The sequence below is a fragment of the Amycolatopsis sp. NPDC114505 genome, from assembly GCF_055633615.1.
Window position 1 is genome coordinate 2,276,523 of the sequence record NZ_JBVKDV010000002.1, and the last position, 16,589, is coordinate 2,293,111.

Consider the following 16,589-nt stretch of genomic DNA (forward strand, 5'->3'; position numbering starts at 1 on the left):
ATGGTGTCGCTGTTGTCCTCGCGGGCACCGGCGCCGGAGACCCCGGCGCCGGCACCCCGCCGCCGCGGCTCGATCGCCCGGAACCGGCGCAGGCTGGGGATCGCCTACGCCGCCCCGATGGCGGTGCTGGTCGTCGTCTTCTTCGTCGTCCCGCTCGGGCTGATGCTGTGGATGTCGGTCAACCACTGGCCGCTGGTCGGCGTCTCGGCGCCGAACGGCGTCAAGAACTACGACGCGCTGTCCGACCCGCTGTTCCTGCGGGCGGTCGGGTTCACGGTGAAGTACACGCTGGTCACGACCGTGGTGCTCGGGATCGTCGCGTTCGGGCTGGCGCTGCTGGTCCAGCACGACCGGCCCGGCACCAGCGTGGCCCGCACGGTGTTCTTCCTGCCCAGCGCGGTCGGGCTCGCGTCGACCAGCCTGCTGTTCTACGGCCTGTTCAACACCGACTCGTCGGCGCTCAACCACCTCGTCGACGCCCTCGGCTTCGGCCGCGTGGACTGGCTCGGCTCGGGCGGCGGCGCGCTCGGCTCGACCGTCGGGATGATCACCTGGCGGTTCGCCGGGTTCTACATGCTCATCCTGATGACCGGCCTGCAGAGCATCGACCCGGAGCTGTACGAGGCCGCGCGCATCGACGGCGCGACCCGGTGGCAGATCCTCTGGCGGGTCACGCTCCCGCTGCTGCGCCCGACGCTCGCGCTCGCGGCGGTGCTGTCGCTGACCGGCTCGCTGCTGGCGTTCGACCAGTTCTTCATCCTCACCGGCGGCCGGCACGACACCGCCACGGTCGTCATCGACATCTACCGCGAGGCGTTCCTGTCGCAGGACCTGGGCCGGGCCGCCGCGGTTTCAGTGGCGACGCTCGCAGTGCTCATCGTCCTCAACGTCGCGCAGCTGCGTCTGATCCGCCGGGAGGGACGGTGATCCGGAACGCGGGCCGCTACGTCACGAGCGCGGCGCTGGCCGTGCTGTTCCTGCTGCCGCTGTTGTGGACGCTCTACTCGTCGCTGACCGGGCGGGAGGCCGGCGACTCCGGGACCGACAACTACCGGCGGCTCGCCGGCTACGGCATCGGCCTCGGCACGTACCTGCTCAACACGACCGTCGTCGCGCTGGTCGCGGTGAGCGTCACCGTCGTGACGACCACGCTCGGCGGCTACGCCATGGCCCGGCTCGCCTTCCCCGGGCGCAACCTGCTGTTCCTGGTCACGCTGGCCATCCTGATGGTGCCGTACACGACGATCCTGGTGCCGCTCTACATTCTCCTCGGCTGGCTCGGCCTGCAGAACTCGCTGATCGGGCTCGGTCTCGTGATGGCCGTGCTGCAGCTGCCGTTCGGGCTGTTCATGATGCGCAACTCCTTCGAAGCGCTGCCGATCGAGCTCGAAGAGGCGGCGCTGATCGACGGCTGCTCGGTCGGCGGCGCGCTGCGCCGGGTGCTGCTGCGCGGGGTGCTCCCCGGCGTCGTCACCATCGCGCTGTTCTCGTTCCTGGCGGCGTGGAACGAGTTCGTCGCGCCGCTGATCTTCCTCACCGACGGCGAGAAGTTCACGCTGCCCGTCGCCCTGTTCAACCTGCAGTCCGGCAGCCTCGGCTCGGTCGACTTCGGGGCCCTGCAAGCGGGAGTGGTGGTCTCCGCCCTCCCGTGCGTGGCGGTCTTCCTCGTCCTGCAGCGGTACTACGTCCGCGGCTTCACCTCGGGAGCCCTCAAGGGCTGAACCCTCCACCGGCGCGACAGGAGCACTCGATGACCGAACGCATCCTCGGCCCCGCCCACCCCACGTCCGCCGCGACGTCGGCCCTGCGGCCCCTGTTCCTCGGTGCCGTCACCTTCGCGCCGGACAGCCTCTTCGGCGCGTGGCAGGAGCGCAACGCGAGCCGGACGCTGCCGCACTGCGTCGAGCAGCTCGACTCCGCCGGCGCGCTGGACAACCTCCGGCGCGTCACCGGCGAGGTCGAGGCCGGCCGCCGGAACATGTGGTTCTCCGATTCCGACGTCTACAAGACCCTCGAAGCCGCCGCCTGGCAGCTCGGCCGGACCCCGGACGACGCCGAGCTGCGCGCGTTCCTCGACACCACCGCCGCGCTGGTCGCGAAGGCGCAGGGCGAGGACGGCTACCTGAACTCGTACTTCGCCGTCGACAAGCCCGAGCTGCGGTGGCGGGAGCTGCACTGGAGCCACGAGCTGTACTGTGCGGGCCACCTGATCCAGGCCGCCGTCGCCGCCGCGCGGGCCGGGGTGGGCGCCCAGCTCGTCACGGTCGCCCGGCGCTTCGCGGATCTGATCGTCGAACGGTTCTCGACCGTCGATGACGTCGACGGGCACCCGGAGATCGAGACCGCGCTGGCCGAGCTGTACCGGGTGACCGGGCACCGGCCGTACCTGGACCTGGCGAAACGGTTCCTCGACCTGCGCGGGCACGGCCTGATCGACGGCGAGCGGTTCGGCCCGCGGTACCTGCAGGACCACGTGCCCGTCCGGGAAGCCGACGAGGTCGCCGGGCACGTCGTGCGCCAGCTGTACCTGCTCGCCGGCGTCGTCGACGTCGCCGTCGAGACCCGCGACGACGAGCTGCTCGACGCCGCCCGCCGCGTCTGGGCCGACGCGTTCGGCGCGAAGACCTACCTCACCGGCGCGCAGGGTTCCCGGCACCGCGACGAGGCGTTCGGCGACCCGTACGAGCTGCCGCCCGACCGCGCGTACGGCGAGACCTGCGCCGCGATCGCGAGCTTCCAGGCGAACTGGCGGCTGCTGCTGGCGACCGGCGAGCGCCGGTACGCCGACGAGATGGAACGCGCGCTGTACAACGTGATCGCCGGCTCGACCGCGCTGGACGGCACGCACTTCTTCTACTCCAACCCGCTGCACCTGCGCACCGGCCACGACGGTTCGCACGAGGACGCGCCGTCGCGGCGGCTGCCGTGGTACTCGTGCGCCTGCTGCCCGCCCAACCTCGCGCGGCTGGTCGCGTCGCTGTCCGGGTACGTGGCGACCACCGACCACGGCGGCCTGCAGGTGCACCTCTACGCCGCCGGGACGCTGCGGACCACTGTGGACGGTGCCGACGTCCAGATCGTGACGCGTACGGAGTACCCCTGGGACGGCCGGATCGAGCTGACCGTGACGACGGACGTTCCGCTCACGCTGGCCCTGCGCATCCCGGGTTGGGCGTCCGGCGCGCTGGTCGACGGCGCGCCGGCCGACGTCCGCGACGGCTACGCCGAGGTCCGCCGCGACTGGTCCGACGGCGCCACGGTGACCCTGGACCTGCCGATGCCCGCCCGCGTCGTCCGGCCGCACCCGCGGATCGACGCCGTGCGCGGCTGCGTCGCCGTGACGCGCGGGCCGCTCGTCTACTGCCTGGAGCAGGCCGACCTCCCCGACGACGTCACGCTCGAAGACGTCCGGATCGACCCCGCCGCGCGGCTCGCCGAGGGCCGGCTGCCGGACGTGCCGGTGACCCTCACCGCGCGAGGCTCCGTCGAGGCACCCGCGTCCGACGAGCTGTACGGCGCGGGTGCCAGCGGCCCCGGCGAGCCGGTCGAGCTGACCGCGATCCCGTACTTCCTGTGGGGCAACCGGACTCCCGGCCCGATGCGGGTCTGGATCCCGGTCGCCACCACGGAGTGACCCCGTCCCCGACAAGATCGAGGTACCCGATGTCACGACGCACTCTCGCACTGCCGATCGCCCTGCTCACCGCCCTCACGGTGGTGGCGCCGGCCCAAGCCGCCGGGCACACCCTGGTGGTGAACGCGGCCGCGCCGTTCCGGCCGGTCACGCACGCCGCCGCCGGCGGCCTCTACGCGCTGGCCGAGAACAGCCGGCCCGCCGACGCGACCCTGCTGCCCCTCAAGCTGAACACCCTCACCCAGCCGCCGCCGGACGTCGGCCAGAAACCGAACGGCCAGCCGCCCGGCGGCGACGCGCTGAAGATCGCGCCGCAGGCGGACCGCGTCGGTGCCGCGCAGGTCATCCGGATGCCGGACATCTACCCGGACTTCCCGTACAAGTGGGTGAGCTGGGACGACTGGCTGTCCAAAGTGGACACGATGGTCTCGAAGCGGCCCGCCGCCACGGCGGTGAGCAACGTCGCCGCGTGGGAGATCTGGAACGAGCCCGACGGAACCTGGAACACCGCTGCGGCCGGGGACTTCAACGCCGGCTGGGCGCGGACGGTCCAGCGGATCCGGACCCGCGACACCGTCACGCCCGTCGCCGGGCCCGGGTACTCGTCCTGGAACACCGACCGGATGCGGACGTTCCTGACCGCCGCGAAGAGCACCAACACCGTCCCGGACGTCGTCGTCTGGCACGAGCTGGGCCACAGCAGCGCGTCGATCGCGGCCAACGTCGCCGCGTACCGGTCGCTGGAATCGTCGCTCGGCATCAGCGCGCGGCCGATCTTCATCAACGAGTACGCGTGGACCGACGAGGTCGACGTGCCCGGGCGCGTCGCCAACTACGTCTCGAAGCTCGAACGCGCCGGGGTGGCGGCCGCCGACCGGGCGTTCTGGTACGAGTACGGGACCGTGAACGGGCTGGTCGTGAACAACACCCAGCCGACCGGGACGTGGTGGCTCTACAAGTGGTACGGCGACATGGCCGGGTCGATGGTGAGCACGACCCCGCCCGGTCAGTCCGGGTTGGACGGATTCGCCTCCTATGACTCGACGCGCAAGCGGGTCGACGTCGTCTTCGGCGACGAGTCGGGCACCAACTCGGTGCGGGTGACCGGGCTCAGCGGCACCGTGCGCGTCACGCTGGAGTCGACGCCGTCGTCGGGGCGGTTCACAGCGGTGCCCGCGCCGACCACGATCTCGACGTCGACCTACACCGTCTCAGGTGGACAGATCACCGTGCCGGTGGCGAACATGTCCGCGACCAGCGCGTACCACCTGGTGGTCGAGTCGACCAGCGGTACTTATCAGCAGCGCTACGAAGCCGAGAACGCGTCGGTGTTCCGCGCGCAACGGCTGTCGAGCGGCAGCGCGTCCAACGGCGGTTACGTCGGCCGCATCGACAACTCCGGTGACCCGCGCAGCGACAGCTACGTCGACTTCGTGGTGAACGTCCCGAGCGCGCGTGCGTACACGATGACCCTCGGGTACGCGAACGGCACCGGAGCGACGTCGACCCAGGGGCTGGCCTACAACGGCGGCGGCTGGTCGACGGTCAGCTACCCGCCGACGGCGGGCTGGGGCCAGTTCGGCACGGTTTCGACGTCGGTGAGCCTGCACGCGGGCTACAACACGATCCGGCTGGCCAAGGGCGCGCCGTTCTTCGCCGGCGGCACCGGTTACGCCGAGCTCGACTACCTCCAGCTCACCTGACCCCACATCGTCCCGGCGCCATTCGGCCGGCTCGGGGTGAACACGACGGTGTCCGGCGGAAGCCAGGCCGCCGAGGGTGCCGGGACTTGCGCATGGTGATCGTCGCGTTCTACGTCGTCGTGGCCAGCTCACAAATAGCATCGGAAGAAGGAACCGAGCGACGCGCGGGTCGGACACCATCGTCTCGGCGGTGGTGAACCCGCCCGCGGAATGGCCGAACATGCCGATCCGGGCCAGGTCGAGGGACAGTCCGGCGGGGAGATTCCCTTCCGGGACAAGGAGTCCAGCTGGTCGAGGACGAACCGGATGTCCGCCACCCGCGTGGCGATCAGCTTCCTGCCGTCGGTGCCCGGCGGCAGCGTCCGCCGTTCGACGCGGCCGCCGGGGAACTCCACCGCGGCCGGTTCGTGCGTGTGGTCGACGGCCACCGTCACGTAGCCCTCGCTCGAGAGCTGCTCCAGCTGCGCGGTGCCGACCGAGCGCGGGTACTTCGCGCTGGGGGAGTAGAGCACGACGGGCCGCCGTCCACCGGCCGCGGGTGCGCCGGTGCGGGCGTGGGTGGGGAACGTGTAATCGAGGCGGTCCGCGGCGATGCCGAGCTGCGCGGCGTCCTCTTCGGACACGAGCTTCGCGGCACCTGTCCGCAGGTAAGGCGCTTTCGGGCCGCTACCGGGCCGCGCCGGGTACCGGACGGTCACCATCAGCTCCCGCGTCGTGCCCGCGACCCACGGGTCCGGCCGCGCGGGGTCGACGAGGTGGAGTTCGGTGCTGCCCACGGCGTACGGCCCGGTCGGTGCCGGAAGGCCGAGCCGGGCCGGAGTGCATCGGGACGATCACCGATTTCGTCCCGGTCAGGGTAGGGGCGACGCGAGGCGGCCCCGGGGGGAGGTCGTCCCCGGGGCCGCGCTCAGCTTCGGATCAGAAGCCGTAGATCGTTTCGTAGACCTGCTGCTGGTTCGTCGCCGCGAGGCCGTTGGCCCACAGCGAGTTCACCCGGCTGCGCTCGGCCGAGTTCGGCACCGCGTTGGTGCAGGACGGGCCGGGGCCGCCGCCGGACATCAGTTCCGAGCACGGGCCCGAGTAGTGGTCGGGCAGCCCGAGCGCGTGCCCGGTCTCGTGCGCCGCGATGCGGGTCGGGTTGTACTGGCGGGCCTGGGTGTAGTCGATGAAGATGGTGCCGCTGCCGTGCCCGTTGGTCGAGGCGTAGGACCCGCGGGGGTCGTTGCCCTCGGTGTAGCGCAGGCTCGCGCCGGAGTTGCGCTCGACCAGTCTGACGTTGGTGACGCTGCGGTTCCAGTTGGCGGCACCGGCGTTGATCACCGAGCGGAACGACGGTGCGCTGGCGGTGCTGTAGTAGACCGTCGTGACGGCGGCTTCCTGCTGGGTGGAGGCCGGAGCGGCGGACGCGGTGCCCGCGGCGATCGGCGTCACGGCCAAGGCCATGGCGACAGCGCCGGCCAGGGCGAACTTCCTCGACATCGGAAGACTCCTCGTGGGGGACGGGGATTTGCCGGATTTGCGCGCGCTGTCGAAAATTTACCGGTTGTTCGCCTTCACCGGAGCCGACTTCCGTAGGGCGGTGCGAGTGGTGATTTCCCAATACTCACTGCGGGTTGACAAACGCCGGTGCGCGGTTCAGGCGTCCAGCGTCAGGTCGATGAGCTGCTGTTCCAGCTTCCGCGCCGCGGCCACCTCGAGGCCGACGCCCCACAGCGGCGCGGTGCTCGCCCCGTCGGCCGCGGCGACCACCAGCGTGACGACGTGGCCGGGGAGGCCGTCGTCGTGGAGGTCGCGTTCCCAGCGCTCGGCGTCCGCGCGGGCGAGCTCCGCGATTTCGGGGATCGAGATCAACTGCGCGATCAGCGCGATGTTCTCGCGGATGGCGATCTCGTCGTACGACGTGTCCAGCGACGCCCGGATGTAGGCGCGCGTCAGCCGGCCCGGGCGGGTGTCCTCGGGGTCGAGGGCCGCCAGCACCTCGGCGCGGTAGGTGTCGAGGATGTCCTGCGCGAGGGCGCGCACGAGCGCGTCCTTCGCCGGGAAGTGGTACAGGAGCCCGCCTTTCGACACGCCGGCGGCCCTGGCGATGTCGTCGAGCGACGCCGAAACACCCCGTGTGCGGATGGCCGTCCCGGCCGCGTCGAGCAGTGCCCGGCGCGTCTCTTCGGGGCTGCGCCCGGCTTTTCGAGGCATGCTCAGTCCTTTCCGGACGGAATGGTACGCCAGGCGATCACCGCGGCGACGGCGGTGACACCGGCGGCCGCGAGCGACGTCACCTGCATGGCGCCGGTGAAGGCCTCCCGGGCGGCGTGCGCGAGCTCCGACCCCGGGTCGAGCACCGTCGCCGCGGACGCCAGGGAGTCGCGCGCCTGCGCCGGGATCGGGCCGGCGGGCAGGGAAGCGCGGTAGACCACCGTGACCAGCGACCCGAGGATCGCGATGCCCAGCGCCGCGCCGAGTTCGTACGCCGTCTCGGAGATCGCCGACGCCGACCCGGCCTTGTCCCGCGGGACGGCCGACAACACCGAGTCGACGGTGAGCGTCAGCGCGAGTCCCACCCCGAGCCCGACCGGGACCAGCGTCAGGCCCAGCCACCAGTACTGGGGGAGCGGCTCGGCGACGGCGACCAGCGCGAGGCCCACCGCGGCGACGGCGAGCGCCGTGGCGACGGCCCGTCCCCGGCCGAGCCGCCGGACGACCACGCCGACGGCGGCCACGACGACGATCGACGCGAGCGTCGCCGGCATCTCCGCGAACCCGGCCCGCAACGGCGAGAAGCCGCGGACGAGCTGCAGGTACTGGGAGAAGAAGAACAGCAGGCCCATCAAGGCGAAGACGGCGATGAAGCTCGCCAGGACGGCACCGGTGAAAGCCCCGTTGCGGAACAGCGTGACGTCGATCAGCGGAGCGGCCGCCCGCCGCTGCCGGCGGACGAACAGGACGCCCGAGACGACGCCGACGGCGGCCGCGACGGCCACCCGCACGTCGATCCCCGAGCCGACGGCGTGCTTGACCGCGTAGACCAGCGGGACGATCGCGGCCATCGACAGCCCGGCCGAGAGCACGTCGAAACGGCCGGGGTTCGGGTCGCGCGACTCCGGCAGCAGGAACGCGCCCGCGACCAGGAAGACGAGGACGATCGGCACGTTGATCAGGAACACCGAGCCCCACCAGTAGTGCCCGAGGAGGGTGCCGCCGACGAGCGGGCCCAGCGCGATGCCGCCGCCGGAGCCGGCCGACCAGACCGCGATGGCGCGGGTGCGCTCGCGCGGGTCGGGGAACATCGTGCGGATGAGCGACAGCGTGGACGGCATGATCGTCGCGCCCGCGACCCCGAGCAGCAGCCGGGCGACGACGAGCACGCCCGCGGTGGGGGAGAAGGCCGCCAGCGCGGACGCGAGCCCGAAGGCCGCGGTGCCGATGAGCAGCACCCGCTTGCGGCCGAACCGGTCGGCGAGGTTCCCGGCGGTGACCAGCAGGCCGGCCAGGGCGAGGGAGTAGATGTCGCCGATCCAGAGGATCTCGATCGCGGTCGGCGCGAGCTCGCGGGTGAGCGAGGGGACGGCGAGGTAGAGCACGGTGCCGTCGACCGCGAGCAGGAGCACGGCGCCGACGAGCACGCTCAGCGCGGCCCACCGGTGGCGGAGGGGGCTTTCCAGGGTCGGGGGATGGACGCTCATGCGAGTTACTATACCGTCTGGACGGTACAGTAAGCAGCTTGAAGTGAGCCAGTCCACGGAGGGGTGTCGCGTCAGCTGTCTTGCTGGAGGGCCGGTCCGCGCCGCGCGAGCTCTTCTGCGAGGATGAGGTTGACGTGCACCGAGGCGTGTCCCAGCACGCGCCGCGCGGCGGCGAGCGCGGTCAGGGTGACGAGCACGCTCGTCCCGACGAGCAGGCCTCCGACGGTGTCGCCGGGAATCACGGCGGCGACGGAGGCGGCCACGAGAACGGGCGGCCACCACGGGGCGGGGACTGCGTGCCGCGGACGCCGTGACCCGGCTCGCGTGCGCTGCCGATGCAGGGCCATGTCGCCTCCGCTCCGCCGTCGGGTGGGCTCAACATCATGACTGACCCGGCTCGTCCGGGTTACCGGGTATTCGCGTTCCGTACACGATCGCCCGAAATCTCCGTCTAACGGCCCAATGGCGTGTGCGGTCGGTGTCCGGGCGGGACGTGGACATCACCACATCGGGGCTCGAAGTCTGGTGGATCAAGTGTTAGCCGGAGGCGCTTAGGATGGAGGGAGGAGGTGGACATGACGTCGGAGGAGCTGATGATCGAGTTCGCCTTGACGCGCCTGGACCACCCCGACCTGGACCTCGAGGACCTGGCGGCGCTGGTGGTGCGTCGGGGCGGGCCGGAGCGGGTGCTGGAGTTCGCGTCGGAGAACTTGGCGGAGCGAGGGGAGCTGCGCGGAGCCCTGTTCCCGGCGGCGGTCGAGCACGTGCTGCGGGTGGTGCTCACGTTGCGTGGGCCTTCGGACTAGCTCGCGGGGCTGTGCTGCTGGGCAGGTTGCCGCTCGCTGGGACTCGCGGGGTCGCTGACCAGTCATTCCGCCGGCCGAGGCAGTGCAGCGGTGGGGTGACCGGTCGTTCGACTCGGGTCTGGCCCGGCGATAGCCCCGGCGGCGGTGGGTGGCCGGTCATTCTGCCCAGCCCCAGCCATGCCGCATCGCCGTAGCCGGCCGGGTGACCGGTCGTTCTCCTAAGCCCCACCCGCGGCCCGCCGCAACCCGCGGCGGTCGAACACCAGCTCCCGGGCCGTCCCCAACGCCGTCGCGATCGCCCCCGCCAGCACCGCGTCCTCGCCCAGCTGCCCGGCCACGATCTCCGGCACCACCGGCACCGTCGCGGCCAACGCCGCACGCATCGGCGACGCCAGCAAATCCGCATTACTCCCGATCCCGCCGCCGAGCACGATCAGCCGTGGGTCGAGCACCGCGGTCACCGCCGCCACCACGTAAGCGAGCTTCTCCGCCTCCTCCTTCACCACCCGCAGTGCGACCGGATCGCCGCCCCGGGCCGACTGGAACACCTCCTTCGCCGACCGCGCCGCCAATCCCAGCGAACGGGCCGCCTCCATCACGGCTTGGCCCGCCGCCGCCGTCTCCATCGGGCCCGGCCGCCGAGCGCCCGCGCCAGGTGGCAGGGGGCCGAACGGCAAGTCCGCGATCTCGCCCGCCGCCCCATGGGCGCCGCGGAACAGACGGCCGTCCACCAGTACGCCCATGCCGATCCCCGTGCCGACCGTCAGGCACACCAGCACGTCCACGCCCAGCGCCGCCCCGAGCGCGTGCTCGCCCACCGCGCACAGGTTCGCGTCGTTCTCCACCACCACGTCCGAACCCGCGCCGGCCAGGGCCGCGACCAGCTCGTGCAGCACCCCGCGCCGCTCCCAGCCCGGGAGGTTCGGTGCGCGGTGGACCGTCCCGGTCGCCGGGTCGGGGACGCCCGGGGTGCCGACCACCATCGACACCACATCGTGCGGGGTCAGTCCGGCCGATACCACCGCCTCTTCGACGGATTCGCTTACGGTGCGCACCAAAGCGCTCGCGGAGCGGCACCGGTTGGGTGCGTCGAGCCGGGCGACGATGCTGCCTTCCAGGTCGGCCACGGCGATGCGGATCGCCCGCCGTCCGATGTCGACGCCGACGACGTGGCCCGCGTCCGGTGCCGCCCGGTAGACGACCGCCGCGCGGCCCGGGCCGGCCAGGCTGTGGCCAGTGGTCCGGACCAGTCCGTGCTGCTCGAGATCGAGGAGCGCCTGTCCCACCGTGGGTTTCGACAGTCCCGTCGCGGCCGCGATCTGCGGGCGCGTCGCTTCGCCCTGCCCGCGCAGCCGCTCCAGCACCAGCCGTTGGTTCAGCGCCCGCATGCTCGCCGGAGTTCCGACCTGCGGCCCGATTTGCCCCACCAGATCCTCCTGTGTTGCCGCAAGTTTATCCACGGAACTCTTCCGGCTCCGCACGTTCTATGTTAAGAAACTTTACTAACTACTAGACGGAGGCACGTCGTGAGTTCACCCACTCGCCCAGGGGAGCCGCAACCCGCCCTTGAGCGCAAGATCGGCCCGGTGCAGGCCACCGCGATCAACATGACCCAGATGTGCGGTATCGGCCCGTTCGTCACGATTCCCGCCATGGTCGCCACGATGGGCGGCCCGCAGGCGATGTTCGGCTGGATCATCGGGGCGATCGTCGCGCTGGCCGACGGGCTCATCTGGGCCGAACTCGGCGCCGCGATGCCGGGCGCCGGCGGCACCTACCTGTACCTGCGCGAAGCGTTCCAGTACCGCACGGGACGGCTGATGCCGTTCCTGTTCGTCTGGAGCGCGGTGCTGTTCATCCCGCTGATCATGTCCACCGGCATCATCGGCCTCGTCCAGTACCTCGGCTACCTGATCCCCGGCGTCACCGACGACGCGGGCACGACGCCGCTCGGCAAGATCATCGGCGTCGGCATCACGCTCGTCATCGTGGCCGCGCTGTTCCGCAAGATCGGCCAGATCGGCAAGCTGACGACGGTGCTGTTCGTGGTCATGCTGGTCGCGGTGCTCACCACGATCGTCGCGGCGTTCTCGCACTTCAGCGGCGCGCAGGCGTTCGCCTTCACCCCGGGCGCGTTCAGCTCCGCCGGCGAAGGCACGTTCTGGGGCGGCCTCGGCGCCGGCCTGATCATCGCGATCTACGACTACCTCGGCTACAACACGACGGCCTACCTCGGCGGTGAGGTGCAGAAGCCGGGCCGGACGATCCCGCGGTCGATCCTCTTCTCGATCGTCGGCATCATGAGCCTCTACTTCCTGCTGCAGGTCGGCGTGCTCGGCTCGGTCCCGCTGGAGGAGCTGAAGACCGCCACCTCCGTCGCCTCGACCGTCCTCGAGCAGGCGTGGGGCACCGCGACGGCGAAGGTCGTCACGGTCTTGATCGTCGTCGCGGCCATCGGCTCGGTGTTCGCCGGGCTGCTCGGCGGCTCGCGCGTCCCCTTCGAAGCCGCGCGGGACAAGGTCTTCCTGTCGATGTTCGGCAAGCTGCACCCGAAGCTGAACCTGCCGACCGCCGGCGTGCTCACCATGGGCGCGATCACCATCATCGGCTCGCTGTTCACGCTGACCGACGTCATCAACGCCGCCGTCGCGACCCTGGTGATCATCCAGTCGCTGGCGCAGGTCGCCGCGATCGTGACACTGCGCCGCCGCCAGCCGAACCTGAAGCGGCCGTACCGGCAGTGGCTCTACCCGGTGCCGACGATCGTCGCGCTGGTCGGCTGGGTCTACATCTACGTCTCCGCGACCTGGCTCTCGATCGGGCTGTCACTGGGCTGGATCGCCGTCGGCGCGATCGCGTACCTGGTCTACGCCAAGGCCGAGAACACCTGGCCGTTCGGACCCAAGGAGATCAAGGAGGCCTTCGCCTCCACCGAGACCGAAGGGGCTCAGGCATGACGAAGAAGCTCGCGGCGCTGGCCGCGCTGCTCCTGGTGCCGGGGGTGCTGAGTGTCGCCCCGCCGGCGTCGGCGCAACCGGAAACCGCCCGGCCGCACGGCCTCAGCACGATCGGTGCGCAGGGCTGGCAGGTGCTCACCACCGCGAACGTCAAGGACGGCGGCGACAAGGTCTCGACGCCCGGGTACGCCACCCGCGGCTGGCTGCCGGTGAAGCCGGACGACGCGGGCGCGCCCGGCACCGAGATCAACGCCCTGGTGCAGAACGGCAAGTGCCCCGACGTCTTCTACTCCGACAACATGCGCAAGTGCTTCGGGTACGTCGACAAGGTCGGCCCGGTCGTCACGAAGCCGTTCTCCGACCCGTGGTGGTACCGCACTGACTTCACCCCGGACATCAAGGCGGGCCAGCACGCGAAGCTGACCATCCCGGGCATCGACGGCGAGGGCGACGTGTGGGTGAACGGCAAGCTCGTCGCCACGAAGGACATCGTCAGCGGTGCGTTCGCCGGGCACACGTTCGACGTCTCGAAGCTCGTCAAGCCGGGCAAGAACGCCCTGGCGATCAAGGTCTACCCGAACGACCCGCTGAAGATGTACACGCTCGACCAGGTCGACTGGGGCCAGATCCCGCCGGACAACAACACCGGCATCCAGTTCCCGCCGACGCTGCAGGTGAGCGACGCGCTGACCGGCGACAACGCGCACGTCGTGCAGGACAACGCCGCCGACCTGTCCAGCTCGAAGCTGACCGTGAAGGTCGACGTCACCAACGACGCGCCGGCCGCGCAGACCGGCGACGTCGCCGCGACCGTCACCTCGCCCTCGGGCACGCCGATTGTGGTCAAGCAACGCGTCACGATCCCGGCGAACACCAAGCGGACCGTGACCTTCGCGCCGATCAAGATCAGCAAGCCGCAGGTCTGGTGGCCGTACTCGATGGGCGACCAGCCGCTGTACACGCTGAGCACCGCGGTCTCGCAGGACGGCGTGCTGTCGACGTCGTCCAAGAGCACCTTCGGCATCCGCACGGTGACCTCGCGCCTGGTCGGGAAGTCCGTGCCGCTGCCCGAGGGCGCGCGCCAGTTCACGATCAACGGCAAGGACTTCGTGTTCCGCGGCGGCGGCTTCGCGCCGGACCTGTTCCTGCGCTACGACTCCGCCGACACTGCGCACCAGATCGCGCTGATCAAGAACATGGGCCTCTCCGGCGTCCGGCTCGAGGGCCACGACATGCCGCAGGACTTCTACGACCAGGCCGACCGCGCCGGGCTGCTCGTCATCGGCGGGTTCCTGTGCTGTGACGCCTGGCAGCCCGAGGACGCCTCGACGCTGACCGAGCGCGACTACCGGATCATGCACGACTCGGCCTACACGATCGCGCAGATGGAGCGGAACCACCCGAGCGTCTTCAACTACGGCTGGAGCGACAACGAGCCGGTGCCGCGCCAGGAGTCCGAGACGCTGAAGGCGTTCAAGGAAGCCGACTTCCAGGTTCCGGTGATCGCCTCGGCGGAGTACAAGAGCACGCCGACGCTGGGCAACTCGGGGGAGAAGGAGGGCCCGTACGACTGGGTCCCGCCGTCCTACTGGTACGACACCTCGCACTTCGACGCCGAGGACTCGTCGCGGACCAACGCCGGTGGCTCCTGGGGCTTCGCGAGCGAGCAGAGCGCCGGGCACACCGTGCCGACGCTCGACTCGATCAAGCGGTTCCTCTCGCCGGCCGAACAGGCGAAGCTCTGGCAGGACCCGGCCTACAACCAGTACCACGCCAACTTCGAGCCCGACCACGGCGGCTACGCGTTCGGCACGCTGTACACGCTGGACCAGTCCATCACCCAGCGGTACGGGAAGTGGAACTCGCTGAAGTCCTATGTGGACCTCGCGAACATCGCGAACTACGAGAACACCCGCTCGCAGTTCGAGGCGTTCCTGCACCACTCGACGGACCAGGCGAACCCGTCGACCGGCGTCGTCTACTGGCAACTGAACAAGGGCTGGCCGACGCTGCTGTGGTCGCTCTACAACGACGACGGCGACCAGGCGGGCGCGTTCTTCGGCGCCAAGAAGGCGAACAAGCCGCTGCACGCGATCTACGGCTACGACAACGGTTCCGTGACCCTGGACAACCTCGGCGCTTCGACGCAGTCCGGGCTTTCGGTGCAGGCGCGCGTCCTCGACACCGCGGGCAAGGTCCTCGACGACCAGACGGCGTCCGGGCTCTCGCTGGGCTCGCAGGGGGTGAAGACCGGTGTCCTCAAGCCGAAGGTGCCCGCCGAGACGAAGGCGCCGGCGCCTGCGCAGGTCTACTTCGTCGAGCTGCAGGTCAAGCAGGGCGGGAAGGTCGTCGACCGGAACGTCTACTGGCTCTCGACGCAGAAGGACCTCGTCGACTGGGGCAAGACGCTGGGCAACCCGCAGGCGACGCTGTCGCAGTACAGCAACCTGCAGGCCCTGCAGAACCTGCCGAAGTCGCAGGTCGGCGCGGTGGCGTCGACGCGCGCGAACGGCGGCGACCTCGTCTCCACGGTGACCGTGACCAACACGTCGAAGACGCCGGGGGCGGCGTTCTTCCTGCGGGCCGACGTCCGCCGCGGCACGCCGGACGGGCACGAGGGACCGGGCGACAACCAGCTCGCGAACGCGACCTGGGACGACAACGACATCACGCTGTGGCCGGGCCAGTCGCAGACGCTGACCGTCACCTACAAGGCGTCCGACCTGCGGGGCGCGGTGCCGGTGATCAGCGTCGACGGCTTCAACACCGGCCGGATCGTGGTGCGGGCGGCCGGCGGGTACGGCCACCACGGGGAAGCGGCCGTCGCGCCGCGGATCGAGGGGACTCGGGAGTGACAGAGGAACGGATTCTCGGCATCGACTTCGGCGGCACGAAGGTGGCGCTGGGGCTCGCCGACCGCGACGGGAACCTGCTGGCCACGTGCCGGCTGGACACCGACGCGCAGGCGGGGGCCGATCAGGTGGTGGTGCGGGCGCTCGCCGGGGCCAAGGCGCTCTTGGCCGACGCGGGCGTGACGCCGGCCGCGATCGGTGTCGTCAGCCCGGGGATCGTGCTGCCGGACCGGATCCTGCTGGCACCGAACGTGCCGGGCTGGGAGGAGCTGCACCTGGCGGAGCTGGTGGCCGCCGAGTTCCCCGGCGTGCCGATTTCGGTGGGGACCGACGCGAAGGCGGCGGCGCTGGCGGAGTGGCGCTGGGGCGCGCTGGCCGGGGCCGACCCGGCGGTGTTCCTGTCGTTGGGCACGGGCATCGCGGCGGCGGTGCTGGTCGGCGGGCGGTTGCTGACCGGCGCCAACGGAGCTGCGGGCGAGATCGGGTACAACCTGCTCTCGCCGCAGGACACCGAGGGTTTCGCAAGCGGAGCGGCGCCGCTCGAGGAAGCCGTCGGTGGGCGTGGGCTGGGCGGCCGGGCGAGTGATCTGCTCGGCCGCCCGGTCACCGCGGGCGAGCTGTTCGCACTGGCCAAGGAGAACGTCGAGGCCAAGGAACTGGTGACGGCGGCGCTCGACGAGCTGTCGATGCACGTGGCCAACCTGGCGATCATGCTGGACCCGCAACGCATCGCCGTCGGCGGCGGGCTGGTCCGGTCGGCCGACGTCCTGCTGCCGGCGCTGGCGGACCGGCTGGCGCACGCGGTGCCGTTCCCGCCGGAGCTGGTGTCGGCCCGGTTCGACCAGGACGCGGCGCTGCTGGGCGCGGTGGCGCTGGCACTGGGCGGATAGTCCTCCGGGTGGCGTGCCGGTGCCCCGACCCGGTGCGCCACCCGGTTTCACTCCGCGTCTTCACCCC

Annotated in this window: 14 protein-coding genes; 8 read left to right on the forward strand and 6 right to left on the reverse strand. The window is 71.1% G+C overall.

The features are described from left to right. The 4 genes from ACZ7OU_RS28595 to ACZ7OU_RS28610 are packed head-to-tail and all read left to right on the forward strand — an operon-like array spanning nt 1 to nt 5,337. Nucleotides 1-927: a carbohydrate ABC transporter permease gene (locus ACZ7OU_RS28595; protein ID WP_470257502.1), complete on the forward strand. Its 927-nt coding sequence runs from the start codon at nt 1-3 to the stop codon at nt 925-927. Continuing rightward, the gene (locus tag ACZ7OU_RS28600) at nt 924-1,721 is read left to right on the forward strand and encodes a carbohydrate ABC transporter permease (RefSeq protein WP_470257503.1); all 798 of its coding nucleotides are present in this window, start codon (nt 924-926) and stop codon (nt 1,719-1,721) included. Before ACZ7OU_RS28595 ends, ACZ7OU_RS28600 begins: the two co-directional genes overlap by 4 nt. A 29-nt stretch (nt 1,722-1,750) precedes the next feature. Continuing rightward, on the forward strand, nt 1,751-3,634 hold the full coding sequence (locus ACZ7OU_RS28605; RefSeq protein ID WP_470257504.1) for a glycoside hydrolase family 127 protein: 1,884 nt from the start codon (nt 1,751-1,753) through the stop codon (nt 3,632-3,634). Nucleotides 3,635-3,663: 29 nt separating this feature from the next. Then, nucleotides 3,664-5,337, forward strand: a complete 1,674-nt coding sequence (locus ACZ7OU_RS28610) for a carbohydrate-binding protein (RefSeq protein WP_470257505.1) — start codon at nt 3,664-3,666, stop codon at nt 5,335-5,337. A gap of 128 nt (nt 5,338-5,465) precedes the next feature. On the opposite strand, the gene ACZ7OU_RS28615 is transcribed toward ACZ7OU_RS28610, so the two are convergent. The 5 genes from ACZ7OU_RS28615 to ACZ7OU_RS28635 all read right to left on the reverse strand — a co-directional run bounded on the left by ACZ7OU_RS28615 (nt 5,466) and on the right by ACZ7OU_RS28635 (nt 9,280). Continuing rightward, nucleotides 5,466-6,113, reverse strand: a complete 648-nt coding sequence (locus ACZ7OU_RS28615; protein WP_470257506.1) for a hypothetical protein — start codon at nt 6,111-6,113, stop codon at nt 5,466-5,468. A gap of 142 nt (nt 6,114-6,255) precedes the next feature. Then, the gene (locus ACZ7OU_RS28620; RefSeq protein WP_470257507.1) at nt 6,256-6,816 is read right to left on the reverse strand and encodes a snapalysin family zinc-dependent metalloprotease; all 561 of its coding nucleotides are present in this window, start codon (nt 6,814-6,816) and stop codon (nt 6,256-6,258) included. A gap of 156 nt (nt 6,817-6,972) precedes the next feature. After that, nucleotides 6,973-7,530 (reverse strand): TetR/AcrR family transcriptional regulator, encoded by a 558-nt coding sequence (locus tag ACZ7OU_RS28625; protein ID WP_470257508.1) that lies wholly within the window; start codon nt 7,528-7,530, stop codon nt 6,973-6,975. Between the two features lie 2 nt (nt 7,531-7,532). Next, nucleotides 7,533-9,017 (reverse strand): MFS transporter, encoded by a 1,485-nt coding sequence (locus ACZ7OU_RS28630; protein ID WP_470257509.1) that lies wholly within the window; start codon nt 9,015-9,017, stop codon nt 7,533-7,535. A gap of 71 nt (nt 9,018-9,088) precedes the next feature. Continuing rightward, complete coding sequence (locus tag ACZ7OU_RS28635) at nt 9,089-9,280, reverse strand: hypothetical protein (protein WP_470236973.1); 192 nt, start codon at nt 9,278-9,280, stop codon at nt 9,089-9,091. Nucleotides 9,281-9,592: 312 nt separating this feature from the next. Between ACZ7OU_RS28635 and ACZ7OU_RS28640 the strand changes: the two genes are divergently transcribed. Further along, complete coding sequence (locus ACZ7OU_RS28640) at nt 9,593-9,823, forward strand: hypothetical protein (RefSeq protein ID WP_364615465.1); 231 nt, start codon at nt 9,593-9,595, stop codon at nt 9,821-9,823. A 218-nt stretch (nt 9,824-10,041) separates the two neighbouring features. Here the strand turns inward: ACZ7OU_RS28640 and ACZ7OU_RS28645 are convergent, their stop codons facing one another. Continuing rightward, nucleotides 10,042-11,211, reverse strand: coding sequence for an ROK family protein (locus ACZ7OU_RS28645; protein WP_470257666.1), 1,170 nt, complete (start codon nt 11,209-11,211; stop codon nt 10,042-10,044). Between the two features lie 138 nt (nt 11,212-11,349). Here ACZ7OU_RS28645 and ACZ7OU_RS28650 point away from each other — a divergent pair, with 138 nt between their 5' ends. The 3 genes from ACZ7OU_RS28650 to ACZ7OU_RS28660 are packed head-to-tail and all read left to right on the forward strand — an operon-like array spanning nt 11,350 to nt 16,522. Continuing rightward, the gene (locus ACZ7OU_RS28650) at nt 11,350-12,780 is read left to right on the forward strand and encodes an APC family permease (RefSeq protein ID WP_470257510.1); all 1,431 of its coding nucleotides are present in this window, start codon (nt 11,350-11,352) and stop codon (nt 12,778-12,780) included. Beyond that, complete coding sequence (locus tag ACZ7OU_RS28655; protein WP_470257511.1) at nt 12,777-15,635, forward strand: glycoside hydrolase family 2 protein; 2,859 nt, start codon at nt 12,777-12,779, stop codon at nt 15,633-15,635. Before ACZ7OU_RS28650 ends, ACZ7OU_RS28655 begins: the two co-directional genes overlap by 4 nt. Further along, nucleotides 15,632-16,522, forward strand: a complete 891-nt coding sequence (locus tag ACZ7OU_RS28660; RefSeq protein WP_470257512.1) for an ROK family protein — start codon at nt 15,632-15,634, stop codon at nt 16,520-16,522. Before ACZ7OU_RS28655 ends, ACZ7OU_RS28660 begins: the two co-directional genes overlap by 4 nt. The last annotated feature ends 67 nt before the right edge of the window (nt 16,523-16,589 follow it).